The following is a 21,060-nucleotide window of genomic DNA, read 5'->3' on the forward strand; positions in this document are numbered from 1 at the left end:
CGCAAAAATAATCCAAAAAAAAGAACCGCACCTTTTACAGTGCGGCTCGCAAACATATCTATCCGGCTTATCCGAAAATCTTGGCGCAGAGTTCCGGCGCAAACTTGGAAAGGTATCCCTGAATCAAGAGGATTGAAACGAGAGCCGGCAAAATCCACTTGAAGTAGATTCTGAAGGCGGCATTGTACGGGATCTTGTAACCCTTACCGGCGTTCATTTCGGTGAAAAACTTTTCCTGACCCCAACCGTAGCGACTGGAGCAGAAGATGGCGATGAACATACCGCCGGCCGGGAGCATGGTGTTGCTCACGATAAAGTCTTCGAGGTCCAGAACGCAGCTGCCAGGACCGAAGGGTTCAAAGCCCGAAAGCATGTTGAAGCCAAGGGCACAGGGGAGCGAAAGCAGGAACACAATCAGGATGTTCCAATAGGCGACCTTGCGGCGCTTGAATCCCTTGAGGTCCATCCAGAACGACACCAGGTTTTCGAAAACGGCAATCAAGGTAGACATGGCAGCAAACGACATGAACAGGAAGAATGCGGCACCGAAGAATCTACCGGCAGGCATCATGGCGAACACGTTAGAAAGCGTCACGAAGATAAGGCCCGGGCCCTGACCAGGAGACTGGTTGAAGGCAAAGCAGCTGGGAATCACGATAATGCCTGCGACCAAGGCAACGACTGTATCAAGAACGCAGACGCTTGTGGCTTCTTTTGCCAGGGAATGATTTTTTCCGATGTAGCTACCGAAAATAGCCATGCTACCGATACCGAGGCTCAAGGTAAAGAAGGCGTGTGCGAAGGCGGCAAAGATAGCCTCGCCCAGGCCCTTGCCCGATTGCGTAAGACGTTCTAGTGACGGCAACAGGTAGAATTCGAGACCGGCCGTAGAACCGGGGAGCGTCACGGCGCGAACCGCGAGGATCACCATAATGACAAGCAAGCAGATCATCATGGTCTTGGTGATGCGTTCCACACCCTTCTGGAGGCCAAGCGACACGATAAAGAGACCAATGACAATGGCAACCGTCATCCAGAAAATCATGAGGCCCGGATTTGAAAGCATTTCACCGAAGCCAGCAGCAATCTGATCCGGAGTACCCATGAGGAACTTGGGGTCGGTAACCATCTTGTAGAAGTAATAGAACATCCAGCCGGTCACCACCGAGTAGAAGGCCATCAAAATGTAGTTGGCCGAAATCAGCGGAAACTTGGCCCAATGCCACTTGGTACCCGGCTTTTCCAAGTTGTCGAAAGCGCGAGCGATACCGCTCTTACCTCCACGACCCAAAGCAAGTTCTGCCATCAAGATGGGCAGACCCAAGAAGAGCAAGAAGCCGAGGTACGGGAGCACAAAGGCCGCTCCACCATACTGGCCAGCAATGTAAGGGAAACGCCACACGTTGCCCAGGCCAATGGCGCAACCGGCGGCAATGAGGATAAATCCGAGTCTTGATTTAAAGGTTTCGCGTTCCATAGTAGCTAAACTATAGAAAAATCCTATCGTCCTTGCTACTATGTTATCCTAGTTTCTAGAAATAATATTCGAAATTGAGCATAACAGGCAGGAACGGGAACTGCGTAATCTCCGTTTTTTCAGGAGGATTCTTGCTCGTATCGTAGAATGTATAGAACATGTTTTCGTGATCGGTCAAGTTGATGATCGTCCAACTAAAGTTCCACTTGCCTTCGCGACCAATATCAATCGGCTTCACATCGATACGGAAGTAATCGGATTGGCGAGCACCATTGCGGCTACCCGGCAGCACAATCGTTTGGTCGGAATACTGCTGGCGACCCATTTCCTGCGACACATAATATCCCTTATATTCGCTAATTGGCATACCCGCAGAATACTTCATAATCACAGAAGAACGGAAGAATCGTCCCGGCACTTTATGCTTGCGGCGAGCGTCGTCTCCGCCAGACCAGTTAATGCCCAAATCCATCTTGAGAGCGTAAGGCTGATGCCAACTCGGATAATACGGCTTGGTACCATCGTCCGTTTTCATGACGCTAATGCTTTGGCTCCAGTTAATACCGCCAAACCACCAGCCTTTATCTTTACGGAGCGAAAGTTCATAACCGAAGGAATAACCTTCCGCCGTTCCGAATCCGTCGGCCACCACAAAGTCGTCCGAGGTCGTTTCTTCGTTACTGTCAAGCACGGCAACAAACGTGTTCAAGTTGCTTTGCGTCTTGTAGTAAACGCCGACAGTCGCATCGTAATCGTCAAAGATTCCACGCTGGCTATATTCCGCTGCGAACAGCCAAGAAGAAGCGGGATCAATATGCTTGCCCTTGGTAGTTGTCGTTGCCGGATAATAGAATTCATTCAGAGTTTCCTGGTCCGTGTAGACAATCGAATTCAAGTATTGCAGGTAATAGCCACCGTAGAATTCCAATGTTTTTTCGTCATCAATATTGATTGTCAAAGAGGCACGCGGTTCTACGCCAAAATGTTCCGCCGCGGTCTGGTAATTAAAGCGAAGGCCGTATTGCAACAGGTAATCGGGAGAAATCTTCCAGGCATCTTGCAGATAAGCCACATGGTGGAACGGTTTCTGAATGTCGGCCACGCTAATGGTAGACATCTGTTCTTGATAACGTTCATAGTCGTATTCCAGTTCGTATCCGGCAGTCAACGTATGATTCGGAATGCCACGATAATTGACCCACTGCTTGCCCGCGAAGGTGTAAAGGAACATCTCGATAGACATGAGGTCGCTAATTTTCATAGTCTGGTAGAATTCGCTGAAAGCAAACGTTGCGTTATAATCCCAGTCGCCATTAAAGCGGTGGTAGAATCCAAGCGGAACGGCAATGTTTCCCCAGTCCATATAAAGCGGGTCAAAACTTAAGCGGTCTTTACCGACATAGAAACTCAACTTCATGCGAGTGTCATCGGTAAAGTTGTACATGAAGGTTCCCTGCAAGTCGGTAAATTCGTAATCCAAATCCAGGTCAAGAACACCGAGCATGTTCATCAAGTCGAGCATGTAGCCAATGTAGGTCGTACGGCCTGCCACCACCCAGCGAGCGGGGCCCTTGTGGCCTTCGGTATGCAACTGCGCGGCAAAGGTACTGATTTTTGCACTCCACTTACTGAACCATTCTTCAACCGTATCTTGGCCACCGGCGCGGCCATCCATCTTGAGCACGGAACTCAAGCGGTTACCATACTGCGCCGGGAATCCACTCTTGTAGAACTGCACATCGTCAATGCCTTCGACCAAGAACGTACTGAAAAGCCCGAAGAAATGCACCGGCGAATAAACGACGGCGTTGTCGAACAAGAACAGGTTCTGGTCGGCGGCGCCACCGCGCACGTAAATCTTGGAGCTAAAATCGGAACTTGCCACCACACCCGGAAGCGCCTGGATGCTCTTGATTACGTCGGCTTCGGCAAGACTCGGCATGCGCTTGATAGATTTTGCAGACACCACAGATTCGCCGGGTTTGCGCTTGGGGCGACGGCGCAGTTGCACCACGACTTTCTTGAGTTCGGTAACCTTGGCGTTGTCGCCGCTAGCGAGGAGCGCATCGACATCGATGTCTTGCTTTGCAGAATCTTGCGCCAGCGTATCGGGGCGTTGCGGGGCGTCAGCCTCGCTAGAAGGGGTAGCGGATGCCGTGTCAGCGGCAGAAGCGAGGGGAAGGCTTGCCCCTTCCACTGTAGAATCGGGTTCAGCGAAAGCTTCGCCGAGAGTCTGCGAGAAACTGCGTTCGGCACCAATGTACTTGAGTTCGTAGCATTTTTCTTTTTCGGCGCCCGCGGTGTCGGAATTGGTGACGCACACGTTCCAGAGGGTGTCTTCGGGAAGCACGATGCTAAAAGGCGTGCCCACGGTCGTCTGCAAAGCTTCGCCCGATTCCAAAATTTCGACATTGAGTTTTTCACCCGCGGCAAAAGAAGAATCCTGAACGATTCCGTTAAAGGTGATCCCCTGGGGTGCAAGCGAATCGGGCACAGGTTCTTGTGCCACAGCGGCTACACACAGCATAGCCAGCAACAAAGCAAAAATTTGAATATAACGTTTCAAAAAAAATCTCGCGTTCAAATTAAAAATAGCAAATAGGAATCCCTATTTGCTATTGTAACACTATAAGGAGCAAAAAGTGTCACTTGTTTTTTAGAATTTTCCGACGGTAATGGCGGCATAGAATCCAGGCCACCAACGACCCCTGTGCTTTTTACTGCCGAAATCGTCGTGGTATTCAGCCAGCGGCTGCAGCCACAGTTTGTCAGCATAGCCGATGGTTGCCCAGTTGAGAGTCCCGCCAACCGAAAGGCCAAGGAAGGGAACAATCTGGCTCGTGTAGCCCAAGCGCAGACGATGGTGGAAGTTTGATTCACCCTCATCTGTGAATTCAACATCCCATTCATCACAGTCCCCATCGTACTTCACTTTCGAAGTTTGTGCCGTCAAGAACATGTATTCCAATTCAAAGTGGCTTCCGTATTTACCGAACTGGGTTCCAATACCTATACCCGATTCATATATATCGCTAAATTCCTTGAAGTCCGAATCTTTTTCAATCAAGCGTGCACCTTCGATTGCCGTGAACAGGTAAGGTGTACCCATGTGGAACGAAAGACCGAATGCGCCCATTTCATTCATAGAAGCGGTCACGCTCCACACGCCATTACCGACAATGTTGATCAAACCGATCGGAGATTTTTCGCAGTAACCGCAAAAGTTCACCACACCAACCTGACGTCCCTTCGCTTTTCCGGTAATGTTCAGAACACCCACCTGAGCGTCATCAACCTTGCCAGCGATATTCAAGACAGAGGCCTGCACATCAGATTCTCCGGCAATGTTCAACGCGGCAGTTGCCTGAACGTCGGACTTTTTCGCAATATTAATGGCACCCGATGCCTGCAGACTAGATTCGCCAGCAATGTTTATCGCGCCGCTAGCCTGCACATCGGATTTGCCGGCAATGTTCAGCGCAGCAGTTGCCTGCACCTTTGTTTGACGAGCCAAGTTGCCTGCAGCAGAAATCTGCATACCGGACAAGGAATCGCCTGCATAGTTAGCCGTTGCCGAAACCTGCACACCCGAAGACTTTTCCTTGGTTGCATTTACAACAGGAGAGATCTGGATGCCGTCAAAAGATTTGGCATAGTTCATCGTAGCCGAAATCTGTGCACCTTCAAAGTGTTCACGAGCGCCGTTGAAAACTGTCGTCAGCTGCATACCGTGCATTTCTTTGCGAGCAATATTGGCAAACAAGCTCACCTGAGAACCAAGCATATAGCTATCGCTCTTTGCTACGAACACACCCATTTGCAAGCCCTTGCGAGGTTCCCTTTCTCTGTCGACCAGGTTAAACGTCACACGGTGTTTTCCGTTTTTATCCAGAGAATCCAGAGAGTATTCCACTGAATCGGGGCGGGAGTCGTTCTTGATTTCGCCACGGAGAGCCGTCTTTTCGGCAGCCACCTTGGTGAACTGCTTTTGAGAAAGGCGAGCGTGGTTGTTGTCATACAAGGTCACCGAAGCTTCCTTGAATTCAGCAGGGCGTTCCAGGCGAACGTTATACTTACCGGCAGGGAAACCTAGGCTCATTGCGCGGCCCGGCTTCTTGAAAAGTTCGGCAACAAGTTCACCCTTGTCATCGCGAATGAACAAGTGACCGTCAAGATCTTCATCGAGTTCAAGGCCTGCGCTTGTGCTGCGCAAATCGGTCATGACCACATCACCCGTACCGGCCAAGTTCATATCGCGGCTCGGATGCTGAGCGCCACCCATCGTAGCTTCAGTCTTCTGCAAAGTTTCATTGAAGGCGAACTGGTAAGCTTCAGAAAGAGTCACCTTGCCATCGCCACTCACATCGCCTGCGCCACGAAGGCCGCTCACTAGCGAATGCGTAAAGAAAGAACCTCTGAGCTTATCGCTTTCTTGGCTAGATTCATCTTGCGTGCTGCTGGTAATGAAGGCATAACCCTTCATATCGCTGCTCTTGTCGACCATGAACGCAGGCACTGCGACACCGCCCTTCACGCGGGTAATGGCACCCGAGCCACAAGCATCAATCACAGCAATCTTCACGTCGGCATGCAAGGCGTCCACACGCTTGCGGAATTCCTTCCAACTGTAAATTTCTTCACCGAGGCGCAGTCCCTTTTCGTCGGCGTGGCCACTATAGTAAACAAGAACTTCTTCGCGGGTTTCGTTATTCTTGGAACCCTTCGCTGCAGCAAGCTTCTTGTCGAGTTCATCAAGTTGAGCTTGCAAACCAGACACGCTCGGTTCAGTCACGCGATAAACATTCTGTTTGGGCACGCCACCCATTTGCGAAAGCACGTTCGCAAAGGCGCGGGCATCGCTTTCAGCATAACGCAAGCGCGGGCGTTCCTTACCGCCGTTATTGGCGCTCACGGCAAACACGTAACGATTGATTGCAATTTCACCGGAATTAGTAGCAGCACGAGCATTAGTTGCAGCGGCCAAAATCGCTACCAGGCACACCAGGCAAAAAATAGCCGAGCCCGACAGAAAATCGCAGAATAAAATCTTTTCCAAAATCTTCTTCATGACATCCCCCTTATTTTCCCACCTTGCGAAGCGTGAACGAAACCGTTTCCACTCCGTTCTGCTTCAAACTCTTGTCGATATCGTTTCCGTCAACCGTAAAGGATTTTTCGGACGTAAGCAAGAAGAACTTTTCGAATTTCGGCGCATTGTCGAGCTTGTAGGCAAACGGAAGCGTCGTCATTTTGCCGGGTTCCAGTTCAATGGCACTATTGCCCTCGCCCATGTGCATGGTGATGGTTCCGTTGCCATCCATACTCAAGAGCATGCCAAAGCATTTTTGCGGAACGCGATAGCGCAGCTGGATTTCGTCGCCTTCGTAGGCGTTGCCCAGGTTCACCATTTGCACGGCGCTGTCGCCCATCTTTTTCCAAACTTCAAGCGAAGCCTGCATACCCTTGATGCGCGTGCCGTCATCGGTGTTAGCCATGGCCACTTCCATCGAAGCGGAATCGCGGTCATAAGTAGCAACGTCGCGGTTCAACACAACCACCGAGAATATGCCAAGAGCAATCACAAGCGCCGCGGCAACCTTAAGCCACAAGCCACTCACCTGATTGCGAGAAACGTCAGCGATACGACCATCTACGGCGTCCATACGGTCTGCAAGTGCTTCAAACGGATTTTCCGCCACAAAGCGCTTGCCCTGTTCACGCATTTCGGCCACGCGGGCAGCAAAAATTTGATCTTCGGCTTCGCGCTGTTGCAAAGCCTTCATTTCACTTTCCGGAAGTTCCCCGAGTAGGTAACGTTCCAGTTTGAAATCGGAAATTTTATTGACGGTAGTCATCTTTCAACCTCCAGATTCTTGATTTTGGCCTGCAGGGTACGTAAACGCTTGCGCACTCCGCTCACCGAAAGTCCAACGGTTTCAGCAGTTTCTTCCAAAGTCATGCCGTCTACATAATGCAGCGTCGCAATCGTTCGGGTCGATTCCTGCTCCTTCGAGAAAATCTTTGCCAAAATTCCGCTGGCTTCGTGGCTGTCATCTTCTTCGGCGCAGGCGATGGTGAGCAAAAGTTCGCTCGAATCGCAGTCCAATCCGCGGCGTTTCTTGTCGCGAATGCGGTTCAGGCAGAGCCTGGTCGCCGTATTCCACAGCAAGCTCGACGGCTGTGACAAATCCAGGGAATCCACGCGTTCATACACGCGCAAGAACACGTTCTGAACCATGTCCTTGGCTTCGGCATCGTCCTTGAGCAAAAAGACACAACGCCTGTACACCATCGGGGCGAACGCCTCGTACAGTTTCGAAAATGCCATGCGATCAAGGAGATTTTTCCCGTTCATACCATTGTAACACTAGAGGAAGTTAAAAGTGTCACCGCAAATTTAAAAAAATAGTAGGAAGTAGACAGTAGGCAGTAGGAAGTGGTTAGAGATTAGCCGAATGAGAAAAAAATGAGCCCCGCTTGCGCGGGGCAATATCCGTATAAATATTTAGCAAACGCCAGTTTTTACTTCTTGGGAGCGGGCTTTGCAGCTTCGGCAGGCTTGGCTTCCGGCTTTTTCTCTGCCGGCTTAGCTTCGGCCTTGGCCGGTTCAGCAGCAGGAGCGGCTGCAGGGGCTACGGGCACGGCAGTGCTGTCAACAGCAGGCACTTCAGCATAAACCTTCAAAAGCTCCACTTCGAACACGAGCATTGCATTCGCCGGAATCATCGGCGGCACGCCTGCTTCACCGTAGGCCAAGCCACTGGGAATCCAGGCCTTCACCTTCATGCCTTCCTTCATCATCTGGAGCAAATCTTGCCAGCCTTCAATCACGGCACTCACCGGGAATTCCAGCGGTTCACCGCGCTTCACGCTATTGTCGAATTCCGTGCCGTCAAGCAGCGCGCCAATATAGTGCACCTGAACCTTGTCGCTCACCTTGGGAACAAGGCCCGTACCTTCCTTAAGAATCTTGTACTGCACACCCTTCGGAGTCAGCTTGATGGTAGAATCCTTCGCGTTCTTGGCAAGGAATTCCTTCTGTTCATCAAGCGCCTTCTGGGCCTGAGCCTTTTCGTCGGATTCCTTCTTCTTCTGCATCTGCAGCAACAAATCCTGCAAGGCAGATTCAGCGGTAGAATCGGTCATTTGCACCGGGCGGTCTGCATCCACCTGGTCCTTGATTGCGCCCATGAGCACATCCATATTCAGCGGCACGTTCACATTGGCAATAGCCTTGCCCAAATCCATACCCAGCGCATAGCTGTAACGGTCTGTCGGGTTGTTCATGTCAGGCAATGCAGACTTAGATACGGCCGTGGTATCAGCCTGGGCTTCAGGATCCACAGCAGGCTTTTGACCACCACCACAAGCAACGAAAATACCCAAAATAGGCAGAACAGCATAAAAATTTGGCTTGAATTTCATTTTAACCTTTTGAAAATCAGTGATTTACGACACACTAAAAAGTAGAAAACGTAAGGAGGAACGGAGCGTGAACACTTTTTAGAACAATCTTTTTGACCTAAAAAGTACAAAATTCCGATTTCACAAAACAATTTTTAAACAAAAATTGCCGTTTTTAGCAAAATTTCACAGCTTTTATCCAAACAGACAACAACTTTATTTACACAAATGCAGTAAACAGGGGTTTACAAAGGGGTTGCACGAACAGCTTTTTGTTACTAAATTTACATATAAGAGTGAGAAAAATAAGGAAATTGTATGAACTACCGTTTCAAAAATTTCATCAACTCGGCCTCTGCCAACAAGCAAGCTTTCGACAATTCCATCGAAAGTGTTCGCAGCTCGTTGGATAACATGGTCAGCACGAGCAGCGCTCCTGTGGTGCCGAGCCCTGCCAAGACTGGTTGGCTTAAGGGTTCTCTTTCCTACCCGTGGGTGATCGTTTGCTCCTTGGTTCCGTCTCTCAAGGACATGTTCTAAGATTTTACGAAGAACTTACAGCTTTTCATTTTTTGCAGCCTCGCTTTTTTGCGGGGCTTTATTTTTTTCCATCAATTAAAAACTAATGACTAACAACCAAAACAATTCTATCTTTGCGCAATAACATCGCGCATTCCGCGCACCGGAGACACTTATGGCAGCACTCATCTTAGACGGCAAGGCACTCGCCAAGACCACAGAAGAAGAACTCAGCGCCCGCGTGGCAAAGCTCAAGGAAAAGACGGGAAAGACCCCGATCCTTGCAACGATTCTTGTGGGCGATGACCCGGCCAGCGCCACTTACGTGAAGATGAAGGGCAACGCCTGCGCCCGCGTGGGCATGGAAAGCATTCGCGTGGTGCTTCCGAAGAACACCACCACCGAAGAACTCCTCAACAAGATTCAGGAATTGAATGAAAACCGCGACGTGCACGGTATTCTGTTGCAGCACCCGGTTCCGCGCCACATTGACGAACGCGCCGCATTCGAAGCCATCGACGCCCGTAAAGACGTAGACGGCGTAACCTGCCTCGGCTTTGGCCGCATGGCTATGGGCGAACCCGCTTACGGTTGCGCAACGCCTGCTGGCATTATGCGTCTGCTGAAGGCTTACAACATTCCTCTCGCCGGCAAGCACGCCGTTGTGGTTGGCCGTAGCGCCATCCTCGGCAAGCCCATGGCCATGATGCTTTTGAACGCGGACTGCACGGTGACGATTTGCCACAGCAAGACTGAAAATCTCCCCGAATACGTGAAGCAAGCGGACATCCTGGTGGGTGCCGTCGGCAAGCCGGAATTTATCAAGAAGGAATGGATCAAGCAGGGCGCAGTCGTGGTCGATGCCGGTTACCATCCGGGTGGCGTCGGCGATATCGAAAAGGGCCTTGACGACGTGGCATCCGCTTACACTCCGGTTCCGGGCGGTGTGGGCCCCATGACCATCAACACGCTCATTTACCAGAGCGTGGAATCCGGCGAAAAATACTTGGGATAATTGTTGAGCTAACGGCGAGTCCGTTCAAGTTCGACGGCGTCGGTTTCAGCTGAATTGGGCGAAAGCATGCCTTTCATCATATCGCCCACGAATTCGGCTCCGACACCAATCAACGTTCCAACAGTAGAATCGTTTGAAATCTTGCGACTGTCCATTTCGACAGTCGCATCTTTCATAGCAGACTTTTCGTTTTCTTTAGGATCCGCATAGACAATCGGACCTTTCTTGTTGCCTAAATTAATAGAATCGGCAGCCGTAGGAGCCTTCTTTTGCACCAACTGGGCACATGTGATGCCCGCAAGCATAAATATGACCAATCCAAAGAATTTCATTTTTGCACCCTCTGTGCAAAATATAGCAAGACCTTAGCGGAGCGGATCAGGCCGTTCTAGAACTTGGTCAAGAATTCCTTGGCATCCATGGACTGCACCAAGGTATCGCCCAACAGCGCACGCAAGCGTTCCAAATCGGGGTGGCCTTCGCGTTCGAACACCACCACTTTCTTAAAGCGGTCACGATGCCTCAGCAAGAATTCCAGATTGTTCATGTCGGACTTCGGGAATCCATAACCCAAGAAGAAAATTTCCTGAGCATTCTTGAGGTAGTAATCGGCCTTGCTCCACAACAAATTAAACAAGCTCCCGCGCAAGAACGATTCCTTGGCATGTGCCATCGGAATATAAATCGGAGTGTCTTCGCGGTAAATCGGGAAACTGCGGTCGCAAGGTTCCACCTGGCACACATTCTTTAAATCGAGCGGGTCAGAGGCCCCCTTGACAGGGTACCAGTTCAAGGAGCCGTGCAACTTGATTAAGTCCACTGAATGCGTCCGCGGCGCACGAACTGCACTGCGGTCGGCAGGGTCAATACGCACACCGTAATCCACCGCCACAGTCGCGCCCATTTTGGGGTCGTCGGCAATGATATTTTCAATCAGCGTGTCGTAATTAAAGCTGAGCAGCAAGGTATCGCGCACGCCCTCGCTCGGGCAATTTACGCAGCCCGCCAAGAACTTGCGGAGAATAGTCGCCGATTCAGAATCTACCGCATGGTCGTGGCGAATCGCGCCCGCAATAAAGCGCAGCAGTTCAAAACGCAAGCTCGAATGATAAAGGCTTTCTCGCACACCCGGGAAAATCTGCGCCGACAAAATAGACGTCGAAAGCGTTTCGATATTCAGGTATTCCGCCTGATTATTGCAAAGTTCCAGAAAACGCCTGCAGTAGTCGCGCAGGTGCGGGAACTCGTCTGAAATTCCGAAAGGAATCAGTTCGTTCAGGTCGCGGAGCGTGGGCATTTGCGGGCAAAACGACTTGCTAAACCCGGAGCCCAGTACAAAAATCCGCCGGTATGTACTCGATGCGATATCCATACCTTTAATGTATAATAATTTGAGCGAAGTATATCAACAGCTCATAAAAAAACAGGGTGGTCGGAGGACCACCCTGCTCTTTGCATGGTATAAGATCAAAAAGGATTACTTTCTAATCTTATAGGTTTTGTTGCCAACGATTACAAACATCACGCCCCTGTTAGCCAAGCGGATTTCCTGGGTGGAAGAACTGGTTCTTGCTGCGCTCAGAACGCGGCCGTTGATGTCTGTAACAGTATACTTGGAGTTAGCCGGTGCATTTTCGATATAGATTGCACCATTCGTCGACCACACGCGAACATTGTTGTTCAGGGCGACATTTGCACCAATTGCGATGGTAGAAGTATCCGGAGTAGTAACGGAGGTATCCGGAGTGGTCTTTGCAGCAATGGTAGCCTTGTAAAGCTTGCAGCCCTCAAAGTAGTCGATCTTGTCGCCAGCGTTATAGGTCACGCCATTGATTTCAGTTTCGTTAATGGTCTTTTCTTCAGATTCAACAGTCGGCTTCGGCTTCCAAATCTTGAAATTGCCGCTCAAGTGGAGCATGGCGAGGTAATGTACCAAGCCATCGTAGTAGCGGTACTGACCGGTCATCAGCTTGGTGTCCCAAGCGTTCTGGAGATTCTTCTTGATCTTATCTTCGGAGCCCGAGGTGCTTCTCAAAGCGATAGCGGCAACAGCGTTTGCACCGGCTTCACCCTGCGTGTACTGTTCCTGCGGATTGGAACCATCCCAGTTAAAGCGAGCGTGCTGGTAGCCGTCCTTTTCAAAGAAATTGATGATTCTTGTAGCCATTTCAATTTCTCTGGTGGAGTCAGCACCGAACAGGTAGTAGTCCATACCGAAGTTCATAGCGCAACGCATGGCGTCGTACATGTACTTGGTCGAATTCGAGTTATAAGAATAGGACTGCGGCTGACCATTGAAGGAGCTGTAGTCTGCGAACAAACCGGAGCTCGTGTTAGAAGACTTGTAAAGGTGTTCACGAGCAGCGGACACAGCCTTTTTCCACTTGTCGGTATCCTTTTCTGCCCAGCGGGAGAAGAGTTCCAAGTAAGCGGGCAAGTCATAAGACGGGTCAGAGAAATCGTTTCCGTTGCCAAGCGGCTGGAACACGATAATGTAGTTGCCCTGGTTAAAAAGCTTGTGGCTCGGGTTGTTCCACATCTTGTCCATGATGTACAGAGCATCCTTTCTGTACTGATCGTTGTCCCAGCGGTTTGCTGCGAACAAGAGGGACATCATAAAGTACATTTCGCCATCGGGTGCGCAGTTGTCGTCACCGCCCATGCCGTTGTCGCCACGCTGCCAAGCAAAGTAACCGTCCCAGTCACCGCCCTTATGCCACATGTGGTTCTTGGCCCAGTTCCAGAGTTTGTCAAATTCTTCTTTGTGGCCAGTCTGCACGGCAATCATCATACCGTAAGACATACCTTCGGAGCGAACGTCGTTATTGTTGATGTCCTTGATGTAGCCTTCGTTACCGTTATCGTAGAACACCTTGGAATTGTTATCGCCCTTGAAGTAATGGTTCCACATTTCATCCATTTTTTCCTGGATTTCTGCGTCAGTCTTACCCAGGTAGGTCTTGAAGGGGCTGGTGTAATCACCGGTGTAATAAGAACCATTCAGCTGGGATCCGTCCTTTTCGCAATCCGGGCCGTAGTAGGCTCCGTTTTCATCAAAGAATGTTCCAGCGTAGGTTTTGTCGGCAGCGAAAGCAGCCGAAGAGCCCAACAACAAGGCTATAGAAGCCATAGCAAGCTTGGAATAGCTTTTCATATAATACTCCCTAATTAAAATACCCACTATAATATAGCTGTGCAGACAATGAAATGCACTAGACAGGGAGCAATTGGCGTTGTACACAAAAACAACGGGATTCTGTTTACAAAAGGAAACCCCGCCCTGTATACAGGCGAGGTCTTCTTGCATTTATAGCGTTTTTTACGGCTTATTCGGCGCGCAATTTCTTGGCAGCAGCCACAAGATTCTTGAGGCTTGCCGTCGTTTCGGTTTCGCCGCGGGTCTTGAGGCCGCAATCGGGATTCACCCACACATTCTGCTGCGGGACCTTTGCAATGATCTTGTGGAGAGCGTCCACAATTTCCTGTTCCGAGGGAACGCGCGGAGAGTGAATGTCATACACGCCCGGGCCCACCTGAGTTTCAAACTTGGCTTCGTTCAGGGCGTCAAGCAGCTTGAGGTCGGAACGGCTCGCTTCGAAGGTGATCACGTCGGCATCCATGTTGTCGATATCACGCACGATGTCGTTGAATTCGCTATAGCACATGTGCGTGTGAATCTGCGTTTCGGGCTTGACCTTGGCATGCACCAGGCGGAATGCCGGAATGGCCCAATCGAGGTATTCCTTGTGCCAGTCGCTCTTGCGGAGCGGCAACTTTTCGCGGAGGGCGGCTTCATCAATCTGGATAATGCGAATGCCGTTCTTTTCAAGATCAAGGACTTCATCGCGGATAGCAAAGCCGATTTCCTGAGCCTGCACCTTCAGCGAAACATCTTCGCGCGGGAAAGACCAGTTGAGAATCGTCACCGGGCCCGTGAGCATGCCCTTCACCGGCTTCTTGGTGCAGCTTTGGGCGTATACAGACCATTCAACGGTAATCGGAGCACTGCGGCTCACGTCGCCCCAAACTACAGGCGGCTTCACGCAACGAGTGCCATAGCTCTGCACCCAAGCGTTCTGCGTAAAGATAAAGCCGTCAATCTTCGTGCCGAAATATTCCACCATGTCATTGCGTTCGAATTCACCGTGGACAATCACGTCGAGGCCGATTTCTTCTTGCAGCTTGATGCATTCGGCAATCTTCTTCTTGTTGAATTCTACATACTGTTCCTTGGAGATTTCACCCTTGCGGAATGCGGCGCGGTTTGCGCGGACTTCAGCCGTCTGCGGGAAGGAGCCGATTGTGGTCGTCGGGAATGCGGGCAGCTTGAATTCAGCCTTCTGTACTTCGCGACGTTCAAGGCGGCTCGGCTTGCGTTCAAAGTCAGCGGCACTGAGGGCGGCAAGTTCAGCCTGCACCTTGGCGTTCGCCTGCACACGCGGAGTAGCAAACAAGGCCTTATTCTTTTCAAGGGCAGCGGCGTCACCGCTTGCAAGTTCAGCAAGTTCAACGAGCTTTTCTTCGGCGAAGGCGAAGTGACGGAGCGTTTCAGCAGGAAGCTTCTGTTCAGCAGCGACCGTATACGGCACATGCAACAGCGAGCAAGAGGTTCCGACCACTACGTTTTCTGCACCGACAGCCTTTTCGATTTCAGCGAGCAAGGCATTCTTCTGTGCGTAATCGGCACGCCAGATGTTCTTGCCGTTCACGACACCGGCGAGCAAGAGCGTATTCTTCGGGAAACCAGACTTGATCAGTTCCAGCGACTTGAGGCCTTCGACAAAATCAAGACCGAGGGCATCGAAACCGAGGGCAGCCACATCCTGATACACATCGCGGATATCGCCAAAGTAAGTCTGCAAGGCAATCTTGAGGCCTGCGGCACGCACCTTCTTGATGAGTTCCACATAAATAGACTTGAAGAGCTGCTTTTCTTCGGCGGTCACGTCGAACACCAAGGCGGGTTCGGCAAAGCTGATCCATTCGGCACCGGCAGCGGCGAGCAGTTCAGCGACCTTTGCGTAAGCGGCTACTGCAGAGGCGGCGAAATCCTTCGCCTGCTTCTTGCCGTTGTAGCGGGCCAAGCGGAGGAACGTGTATGCGCCAATCAAAGTCGGCACGGTCTGGATTCCGGCAGCCTTTGCTTCATTGAATTCCTGCACCGGCTTGGAACCGTCTACCTTGAATTCAGAAGCGTCATCGATTTCCGGAACAATATAGTGGTAGTTCGTGTTGAACCACTTCTTCATCGGGAGGGCCTTCACGTCGCCCTTTTCACCCTGGTAACCGTGAGCGGCTGCGAAATACTTTTCGAGCGTGCTCAAGTTCAGGCTCTTGTAACGTTCCGGAACAATGCCGAACAAGAATGCAGTGTCGAGAACGTTATCATAGAAAGAGAAGTCGTTCGACGGAATAAAGTCGATACCTGCGGCCTTCTGCTTCTGCCAACCATACTGACGGATTTCGGCGGCGACGTTCTGGAGTTCAGCTTCGGAGATTTCACCCTTAAAGAACTTTTCGCTTGCAAACTTGAGTTCACGGGCCTTACCGATACGCGGGAAACCGATTACAGATGTTTTTTTATTGCTCATAGTGTTTAACCTACCTTTTTTGTTTGTTTTTCGATTACGCCGCCAAATATATCTCCTTTTTCACCATCGGTAAAATACTATTTTTTACGCATTCACCATAGATTTTTCCTATGGAGCAAACAAAAACATTTGAATAACTAGCTATAAGAAAGCCCTATGACTTTACAACAACTTAAGTACGCCATCGCCATCGCCGATACGCGCAATATTACCGAAGCATCCAAGCGCGTATTCATCTCGCAACCGAGCCTTACGGCGGCCATTCACGACCTCGAAGAAGAAATGGGCGTCACCATCTTTAACCGCTCCAATAAAGGCGTCACGATCACTAACGAGGGTGATGAATTCCTTTCTTACGCAAGGCAAGTTTTGGAACAAGCGACCCTCATGGAAGACCGCTACAAGGGTGGCAAAAGTGGCAACACCATCTTCTCCGTGAGCTGTCAGCATTACTCTTTTGCGGTCAACGCATTCGTCGATGTCATCCGAAAATTCGGCGGTCCGAGCTACGATTTCACGCTCCGAGAGACCCAAACTAATGAAATTATTGACGATATTGCGAAGCTAAAAAGCGAAATTGGCGTACTTTATTTGAGCGACAAGAACGAAAAAGTCATAAAAAAACTTATTCAAAAGAACAATTTGGTCTTTGAAGAGCTCTTTGCGACCCCTTTGCACGTGTTTATGTCGTCTAAAAACCCGCTCGCCAAGAAAGAAAAAATCACGCTGGAAGACTTAAAGCCGTATCCGTACCTAACCTACGAACAGGGCGATTTCAACTCGTTCTACTTTGCCGAAGAGCCCCTAACCGCCATTGATTTCGATTGCCCGCGCAATATCAAGGTTCGCGACCGTGCCACCCTTTTCAACTTACTTATCGGTCTTGACGGCTATACCATTTGTTCCGGCGTGATTAGCCATAAGCTCAACGGCCGCAACATTATCGCAAGACAACTCGATGTTCACGACAAAATGACCATCGGTTACGTGATGCGAAAAGGCGTAACGCCATCGCGCTACGCCAAAGCATATATTGCCGCACTTATGCGACACTGCAAATAAATTACTTTTCAATCACGCCGGAGGCGACAACGCCATCGCCAGCATAAAGCACCAAAATCTGGCCCGGCGCCGATGCAAATTGTGGTTCATCGAAAGCGACCTTGATTCGGTTCGCATCGATATCTACAATGCGGGCATTGGCGCCCTTGTGGCCTAAACGGATATGCGCCGAAAGGTCGCCCTTTAAAAGCGGAGAACTTTCGCTGACCATCAAATTCAAATCGTTCGCAGAAACTTCCATGCAAGAAAGCGCTTCGCGCGGGCCGAGCACCACCTGATTCTTCGCCGCATCAATTGCCACAACATAAAGCGGCTCCTTTTGCCCACCAATGTTCAAGCCCTTGCGCTGGCCCACGGTGTAATTCACGATCCCCTTGTGCTTGCCCAGCACCTTGCCAGTTACATCTACAAAGTCGCCCGGCACCTGATCCGATTCTTCGAACAGCACCGAGTAATCGCCGCATTCAATAAAATCTTGGCTTTCGCGCTTTTCGGCAAAATCATTCCAGCCGATTTCAGCGGCAAGCGCCTTCACATCGTCCTTGTGCATTCCACCCAGCGGGAACAGCACGGTCGAAAGCTGCTCCGCCGAAAGTCGCGACAAAAAGTAGGTCTGATCTTTGCGGGTATCTTTAGCCTGATACAAGAACGGAACATCCGGATTCCGGAAATCGAGACGCGCGTAATGCCCCGTGGCAAAATGGTCAAATTCAATTCCCATTTTGCGGGCGGCCAGTTGCAACGCCCCGAATTTAATCGACTGATTGCAGCGCACGCATGGATTCGGTGTGCGACCATTCCGGTATTCGGCGCGGAAATAATCCAGCACCTTGCGGCGGTATTCGTCGGCAACGCCCACTACATAATGCGGGATTCCCAAGCGGTCCGCCACCAATTTTGCCTCGGCAATATTCTTGTCTTCGCTCGGGCCATAGCAACCTTCGCGGCCTTCTACGGCAGGCATATTCACCGAGCCGTCCCACGTTGCCATGGTGAGTCCCACCACATCATACCCCTGCTTTTGCAACAGGTACGCCGAAAGGGCGGAATCTACACCGCCCGATAAACCGACTGCTACTCTTTTTGCCATTTGGCCAAATGTAGAAGTCCCCAAAACAAATGTCTAATAAAGTTTTTCGATACCTAGATATCGTTAAAAATTATACCGGCAATTTCGAGCAGAGTTTTTCGACTGTGTCCGAAAGCAGCTTTTTCACGTCATCACGGTTGCAGGCATCCAGCTGTTCCAGGCATGCCGTCAAGGTCAATACAATGGTCTCCCTAAAAGCGTACTCTTCTTGCAGTTTGCGTTCCTTGCCGTATTCCCACAAGGCAAAGATCAGCGCAAATACCGCCATCGAAGACATGGTGACATTGATCACCACATCGGCCCATACAGAATCCGTATGCACGCCGAAACGGGTAAACACGCTATAGACCCACCAGGAGCCACCGCCGAACAGCACCAGACTCAGGAACAGCCAAGTACGCGCCTTTCGGCCAAGGTTTCGCTTTCTCTTGCTAAAGCTGCCACCCAGGGAACCGCCGCCCACAAAGTCCGTCATCTTCTTGATTTCTTCCACCTTCTCGTTAGACGTATTCAAACAAGCCTGAACATCCTTCAAGCTATTTTCCGTCATGCTATCGATTTCAGAAATCTTGGCGCAAGCCTGGTCAATCAAATTCTGAGCAGATTCAATTTTTTCGGCAAATTGCCTATCTTTATCTTCGGCATCAGTCATCCTGAGCATCAAAGATTCTTTCAGTTCTTCCAAGCCCTGCTTTCGGGCATCCAGTTGTTCTGTTAGCGACTGAATCTCGGCAACCTTTTCTGTCGCCTCCGCCGACTTGGCTTTCGCACTCTGCTCCGCTTCTGACACAGATACCATCTGGGCCTTCACCAGGTCTGTCATCTTCAGAATTCTTTCGAATTCTTCTGACGCCTTATCGAACAAAGCGCATGTCTTTTCTTCCGCTTCGGTAATGGCCGCCACACGTTCATCCAAATTATCTTTCTGCGGGGCATTCCAAAAGCCAAACATCATCTCGTATACAGCAAGGTTTCTCGTGCAAATAGAGAGAACCGTGACATTCTGCTTTTTGATAGACGCAGCAATCAACATGATTAACTGCGAAAGCGTCTTGGGCGGAAATCCGAAATAGGTCAACTCGGATTCTCTTACGCGGGCAGGTTCCGGCAAATCGAAAGGCAAATACAGCCAATCGCACGTTTTCATCTTTTCGCACAACTGCGCAAAAGGCCGCTTCACATTTTCGAGAGCCTTACGCAACTGCACCGACCTGACCGTGCGATCGTGAACACTCACGCCAGCATAGGAATGAAGATATTCATCTCGGCTATTTTCTAAAAGATTGATGCTATCAAGAAGCTCTTCGCGCTGCTGACGATTCATCCCTAACCCGCTTTTTAAAAAACCGCGCACAAGATAACTTTTTTTAACGCGCTTCAGGGATTATTTTTCGTACAACATTATTCCTTAATGCTTAACTAAACATTACAAACGCTATAGCGACAAGCCCTTTTCGAATTCGGCCAAAAATGCACGTCCCTGTTCCCATTCGCCCAAATTTGAATCGGAATTGATGTGCCCTAGCGCGCCTGCGTTAAACAACTTTGCGCCCCACGCCTCGGCAAAGAATTTCGTACGCTCGGGAGTCATGTACGGGTCGTTTTCGCTCCCCACAATGCAAACGGGCACCGGCAATTTTTCGGTAGGCATCGGAGCAAAGTTCTTGATGACATCGACCGCGTCGGCATCGGCAGGGGCCACAAGGAAGGCCCCCTTGATATTCGCCGGAAGATTCCCTTGCTGCTTCGCACGCAAAAGCCAAAGAGCCGTCGTTACGACGCCCAGACTATGTGAAACCAGAATCGTGTCGTCCTTCAGCTGGCGGACAGCTTCATCGAGTGTCGCAATCCAATCTTCTTTTTGCGGTTTATCCCAACAATGCTGAAAAACGCGACTTGCGCTAGGCAGGCTTTTGGTCCAGAAAGTTTGCCAATGGCTCGGGCCAGAATTATTTAAACCGGGAACAATCAAGTAGTGCATTCGAGAGGTCCTTTTCTTTCCTATAAAAATAGTATAAAAACAAAGACTCCGCAAAATCGTTAATGCCGTTTTGCCTACTTTACCGCTGCAATCAGGCGCACGGAATCGAACGCCTTCAGGTTTCCCATCAGAAAATACCGCTGCTGTAGCGCATTTTCGCCGAGAAATTCGTCGACCTTGAATCCGTAACGCTCAAGCACCTCGAAAACTTCGCGGTCCAAGTAGCCTTCGGCCATGGTTTCACCGCAATCAGCAACAATTTTTCGCAATTCCTGAACCGAATTCGAATACGCATCTTTTTGCAGGTAATCAAATACAATCGAAATGCCGGTTGATGCAATCTCTGAAAACTGGCACACGGTTTCTGCAAAAACAGGAAGCGGAAGGTAATATGAGACGCCCAGAATGCTAATAACTGTCGGCTTTTTGCAGTCAAAGCCATTTGCGACAAGTCTTTCGACAATGCTGTCCTTGCTGAAGTCGATCGCCACAAAATGGACATTCTCCGAAACGCTCCACTTGAGTTCGCGAATGCGATTTTTCTTGTAGCTTTGCGTCGGAAGCAAATCCAGTTCAAAAACTTCGACATTCGGGTCTTTGTTGCGGAACGAGAACGTGTCTACGCCCGCACCGCAAATTACATATTGAATCTTTCCCGAACGGGCAAGGAGCTTTACGCGATCTTCAGCGAAGCGACTCCTCGAAAGTACAATCGGGAGGAAGTATTTCCGGTTGAAATATTCGACCGAATTTTCTGATTCCTGCGGAAACCGCTTTAGAATCAAGCGCGATACATTTTCGTACTCCTCGCGGCCCATCAGGTCGAACGCCAAAAAGTCATTGAAAACGGTATGGTCCGATTGTAGAGAATGCCAGGCACGGGCAAATGCGCATAATTTTGCTGTTAAACTTTCCATTGTA

At 50.2% G+C, this 21,060-nt stretch carries 17 protein-coding genes; 3 read left to right on the top strand and 14 right to left on the bottom strand.

Features of this window, described 5'->3' with window-relative positions; all coding sequences use genetic code 11:
* Positions 1-67: 67 nt before the first annotated feature.
* From QOL41_RS03450 to QOL41_RS03475, 6 genes are all read right to left on the bottom strand, one after another.
* A complete protein-coding gene (locus QOL41_RS03450) occupies positions 68-1,477 on the bottom strand; it encodes a sodium-dependent transporter (protein WP_283428661.1) in 1,410 nt (469 codons plus the stop codon).
* 55 nt (positions 1,478-1,532) lie between these two features.
* The gene (locus tag QOL41_RS03455) at positions 1,533-4,043 is read right to left on the bottom strand and encodes a TonB-dependent receptor plug domain-containing protein (protein ID WP_283428662.1); all 2,511 of its coding nucleotides are present in this window, start codon (positions 4,041-4,043) and stop codon (positions 1,533-1,535) included.
* Positions 4,044-4,133: 90 nt separating this feature from the next.
* Complete coding sequence (locus tag QOL41_RS03460) at positions 4,134-6,545, bottom strand: caspase family protein (protein ID WP_283428663.1); 2,412 nt, start codon at positions 6,543-6,545, stop codon at positions 4,134-4,136.
* A 10-nt stretch (positions 6,546-6,555) separates the two neighbouring features.
* Positions 6,556-7,332 (bottom strand): hypothetical protein, encoded by a 777-nt coding sequence (locus tag QOL41_RS03465; protein ID WP_283428664.1) that lies wholly within the window; start codon positions 7,330-7,332, stop codon positions 6,556-6,558.
* Entirely contained in the window at positions 7,329-7,805 is a 477-nt protein-coding gene (locus tag QOL41_RS03470) for an RNA polymerase sigma factor (RefSeq protein WP_283428665.1), read from the bottom strand. The genes QOL41_RS03465 and QOL41_RS03470 overlap by 4 nt, the downstream gene beginning before the upstream one ends.
* Before the next feature lie 194 nt (positions 7,806-7,999).
* Positions 8,000-8,902, bottom strand: a complete 903-nt coding sequence (locus QOL41_RS03475) for an FKBP-type peptidyl-prolyl cis-trans isomerase (protein WP_283428666.1) — start codon at positions 8,900-8,902, stop codon at positions 8,000-8,002.
* Positions 8,903-9,199: 297 nt separating this feature from the next.
* Here QOL41_RS03475 and QOL41_RS03480 point away from each other — a divergent pair, with 297 nt between their 5' ends.
* Positions 9,200-9,421 (top strand): hypothetical protein, encoded by a 222-nt coding sequence (locus tag QOL41_RS03480; protein ID WP_173654870.1) that lies wholly within the window; start codon positions 9,200-9,202, stop codon positions 9,419-9,421.
* A 154-nt stretch (positions 9,422-9,575) separates the two neighbouring features.
* A complete protein-coding gene (gene folD, locus QOL41_RS03485; RefSeq protein WP_283428667.1) occupies positions 9,576-10,415 on the top strand; it encodes a bifunctional methylenetetrahydrofolate dehydrogenase/methenyltetrahydrofolate cyclohydrolase FolD in 840 nt (279 codons plus the stop codon).
* A gap of 8 nt (positions 10,416-10,423) precedes the next feature.
* On the opposite strand, the gene QOL41_RS03490 is transcribed toward folD, so the two are convergent.
* The 4 genes from QOL41_RS03490 to metE all read right to left on the bottom strand — a co-directional run bounded on the left by QOL41_RS03490 (position 10,424) and on the right by metE (position 16,006).
* Positions 10,424-10,747 carry a hypothetical protein gene (locus tag QOL41_RS03490; protein ID WP_283428668.1) on the bottom strand — a complete coding sequence of 108 codons (324 nt, stop codon included), beginning with the start codon at positions 10,745-10,747 and terminating at the stop codon, positions 10,424-10,426.
* A gap of 56 nt (positions 10,748-10,803) precedes the next feature.
* Positions 10,804-11,787 (bottom strand): SIR2 family protein, encoded by a 984-nt coding sequence (locus QOL41_RS03495; RefSeq protein WP_283428669.1) that lies wholly within the window; start codon positions 11,785-11,787, stop codon positions 10,804-10,806.
* A 105-nt stretch (positions 11,788-11,892) separates the two neighbouring features.
* The gene (locus QOL41_RS03500) at positions 11,893-13,569 is read right to left on the bottom strand and encodes a family 8 glycosyl hydrolase (RefSeq protein WP_283428670.1); all 1,677 of its coding nucleotides are present in this window, start codon (positions 13,567-13,569) and stop codon (positions 11,893-11,895) included.
* Positions 13,570-13,741: 172 nt separating this feature from the next.
* Positions 13,742-16,006 carry a 5-methyltetrahydropteroyltriglutamate--homocysteine S-methyltransferase gene (metE, locus tag QOL41_RS03505; protein WP_283428671.1) on the bottom strand — a complete coding sequence of 755 codons (2,265 nt, stop codon included), beginning with the start codon at positions 16,004-16,006 and terminating at the stop codon, positions 13,742-13,744.
* A gap of 156 nt (positions 16,007-16,162) precedes the next feature.
* On the opposite strand from metE, the gene QOL41_RS03510 reads away from it, so the two are divergent.
* Positions 16,163-17,068, top strand: coding sequence for a LysR family transcriptional regulator (locus QOL41_RS03510; RefSeq protein ID WP_088626798.1), 906 nt, complete (start codon positions 16,163-16,165; stop codon positions 17,066-17,068).
* A gap of 1 nt (position 17,069) precedes the next feature.
* Here QOL41_RS03510 and mnmA read toward each other — a convergent pair whose 3' ends face one another.
* From mnmA to QOL41_RS03530, 4 genes are all read right to left on the bottom strand, one after another.
* The gene (mnmA, locus tag QOL41_RS03515; protein ID WP_283428672.1) at positions 17,070-18,158 is read right to left on the bottom strand and encodes a tRNA 2-thiouridine(34) synthase MnmA; all 1,089 of its coding nucleotides are present in this window, start codon (positions 18,156-18,158) and stop codon (positions 17,070-17,072) included.
* Positions 18,159-18,228: 70 nt separating this feature from the next.
* The gene (locus QOL41_RS03520) at positions 18,229-19,482 is read right to left on the bottom strand and encodes a hypothetical protein (RefSeq protein ID WP_283428673.1); all 1,254 of its coding nucleotides are present in this window, start codon (positions 19,480-19,482) and stop codon (positions 18,229-18,231) included.
* Positions 19,483-19,593: 111 nt separating this feature from the next.
* The gene (locus QOL41_RS03525) at positions 19,594-20,139 is read right to left on the bottom strand and encodes an RBBP9/YdeN family alpha/beta hydrolase (RefSeq protein ID WP_283428674.1); all 546 of its coding nucleotides are present in this window, start codon (positions 20,137-20,139) and stop codon (positions 19,594-19,596) included.
* Positions 20,140-20,213: 74 nt separating this feature from the next.
* Positions 20,214-21,056 carry a class I SAM-dependent methyltransferase gene (locus tag QOL41_RS03530; protein WP_283428675.1) on the bottom strand — a complete coding sequence of 281 codons (843 nt, stop codon included), beginning with the start codon at positions 21,054-21,056 and terminating at the stop codon, positions 20,214-20,216.
* Between the last annotated feature and the right edge of the window lie 4 nt (positions 21,057-21,060).

Source organism: Fibrobacter sp. UWB10 (genome assembly GCF_900182935.1).
GTDB classification, from domain to species: Bacteria; Fibrobacterota; Fibrobacteria; order Fibrobacterales; family Fibrobacteraceae; genus Fibrobacter; species Fibrobacter succinogenes_O.

Coding starts and splice junctions, on each gene's coding strand:
- QOL41_RS03450 (WP_283428661.1), bottom strand. CDS start 1,477: ATGGAACGCGAAACCTTTAAATCAAGACTCGGATTTATCCTCATTGCC.
- QOL41_RS03460 (WP_283428663.1), bottom strand. CDS start 6,545: ATGAAGAAGATTTTGGAAAAGATTTTATTCTGCGATTTTCTGTCGGGC.
- QOL41_RS03465 (WP_283428664.1), bottom strand. CDS start 7,332: ATGACTACCGTCAATAAAATTTCCGATTTCAAACTGGAACGTTACCTA.
- QOL41_RS03470 (WP_283428665.1), bottom strand. CDS start 7,805: ATGGCATTTTCGAAACTGTACGAGGCGTTCGCCCCGATGGTGTACAGG.
- QOL41_RS03475 (WP_283428666.1), bottom strand. CDS start 8,902: ATGAAATTCAAGCCAAATTTTTATGCTGTTCTGCCTATTTTGGGTATT.
- QOL41_RS03480 (WP_173654870.1), top strand. CDS start 9,200: ATGAACTACCGTTTCAAAAATTTCATCAACTCGGCCTCTGCCAACAAG.
- folD (WP_283428667.1), top strand. CDS start 9,576: ATGGCAGCACTCATCTTAGACGGCAAGGCACTCGCCAAGACCACAGAA.
- QOL41_RS03490 (WP_283428668.1), bottom strand. CDS start 10,747: ATGAAATTCTTTGGATTGGTCATATTTATGCTTGCGGGCATCACATGT.
- QOL41_RS03495 (WP_283428669.1), bottom strand. CDS start 11,787: ATGGATATCGCATCGAGTACATACCGGCGGATTTTTGTACTGGGCTCC.
- QOL41_RS03500 (WP_283428670.1), bottom strand. CDS start 13,569: ATGAAAAGCTATTCCAAGCTTGCTATGGCTTCTATAGCCTTGTTGTTG.
- metE (WP_283428671.1), bottom strand. CDS start 16,006: ATGAGCAATAAAAAAACATCTGTAATCGGTTTCCCGCGTATCGGTAAG.
- QOL41_RS03510 (WP_088626798.1), top strand. CDS start 16,163: ATGACTTTACAACAACTTAAGTACGCCATCGCCATCGCCGATACGCGC.
- mnmA (WP_283428672.1), bottom strand. CDS start 18,158: ATGGCAAAAAGAGTAGCAGTCGGTTTATCGGGCGGTGTAGATTCCGCC.
- QOL41_RS03520 (WP_283428673.1), bottom strand. CDS start 19,482: ATGAATCGTCAGCAGCGCGAAGAGCTTCTTGATAGCATCAATCTTTTA.
- QOL41_RS03525 (WP_283428674.1), bottom strand. CDS start 20,139: ATGCACTACTTGATTGTTCCCGGTTTAAATAATTCTGGCCCGAGCCAT.
- QOL41_RS03530 (WP_283428675.1), bottom strand. CDS start 21,056: ATGGAAAGTTTAACAGCAAAATTATGCGCATTTGCCCGTGCCTGGCAT.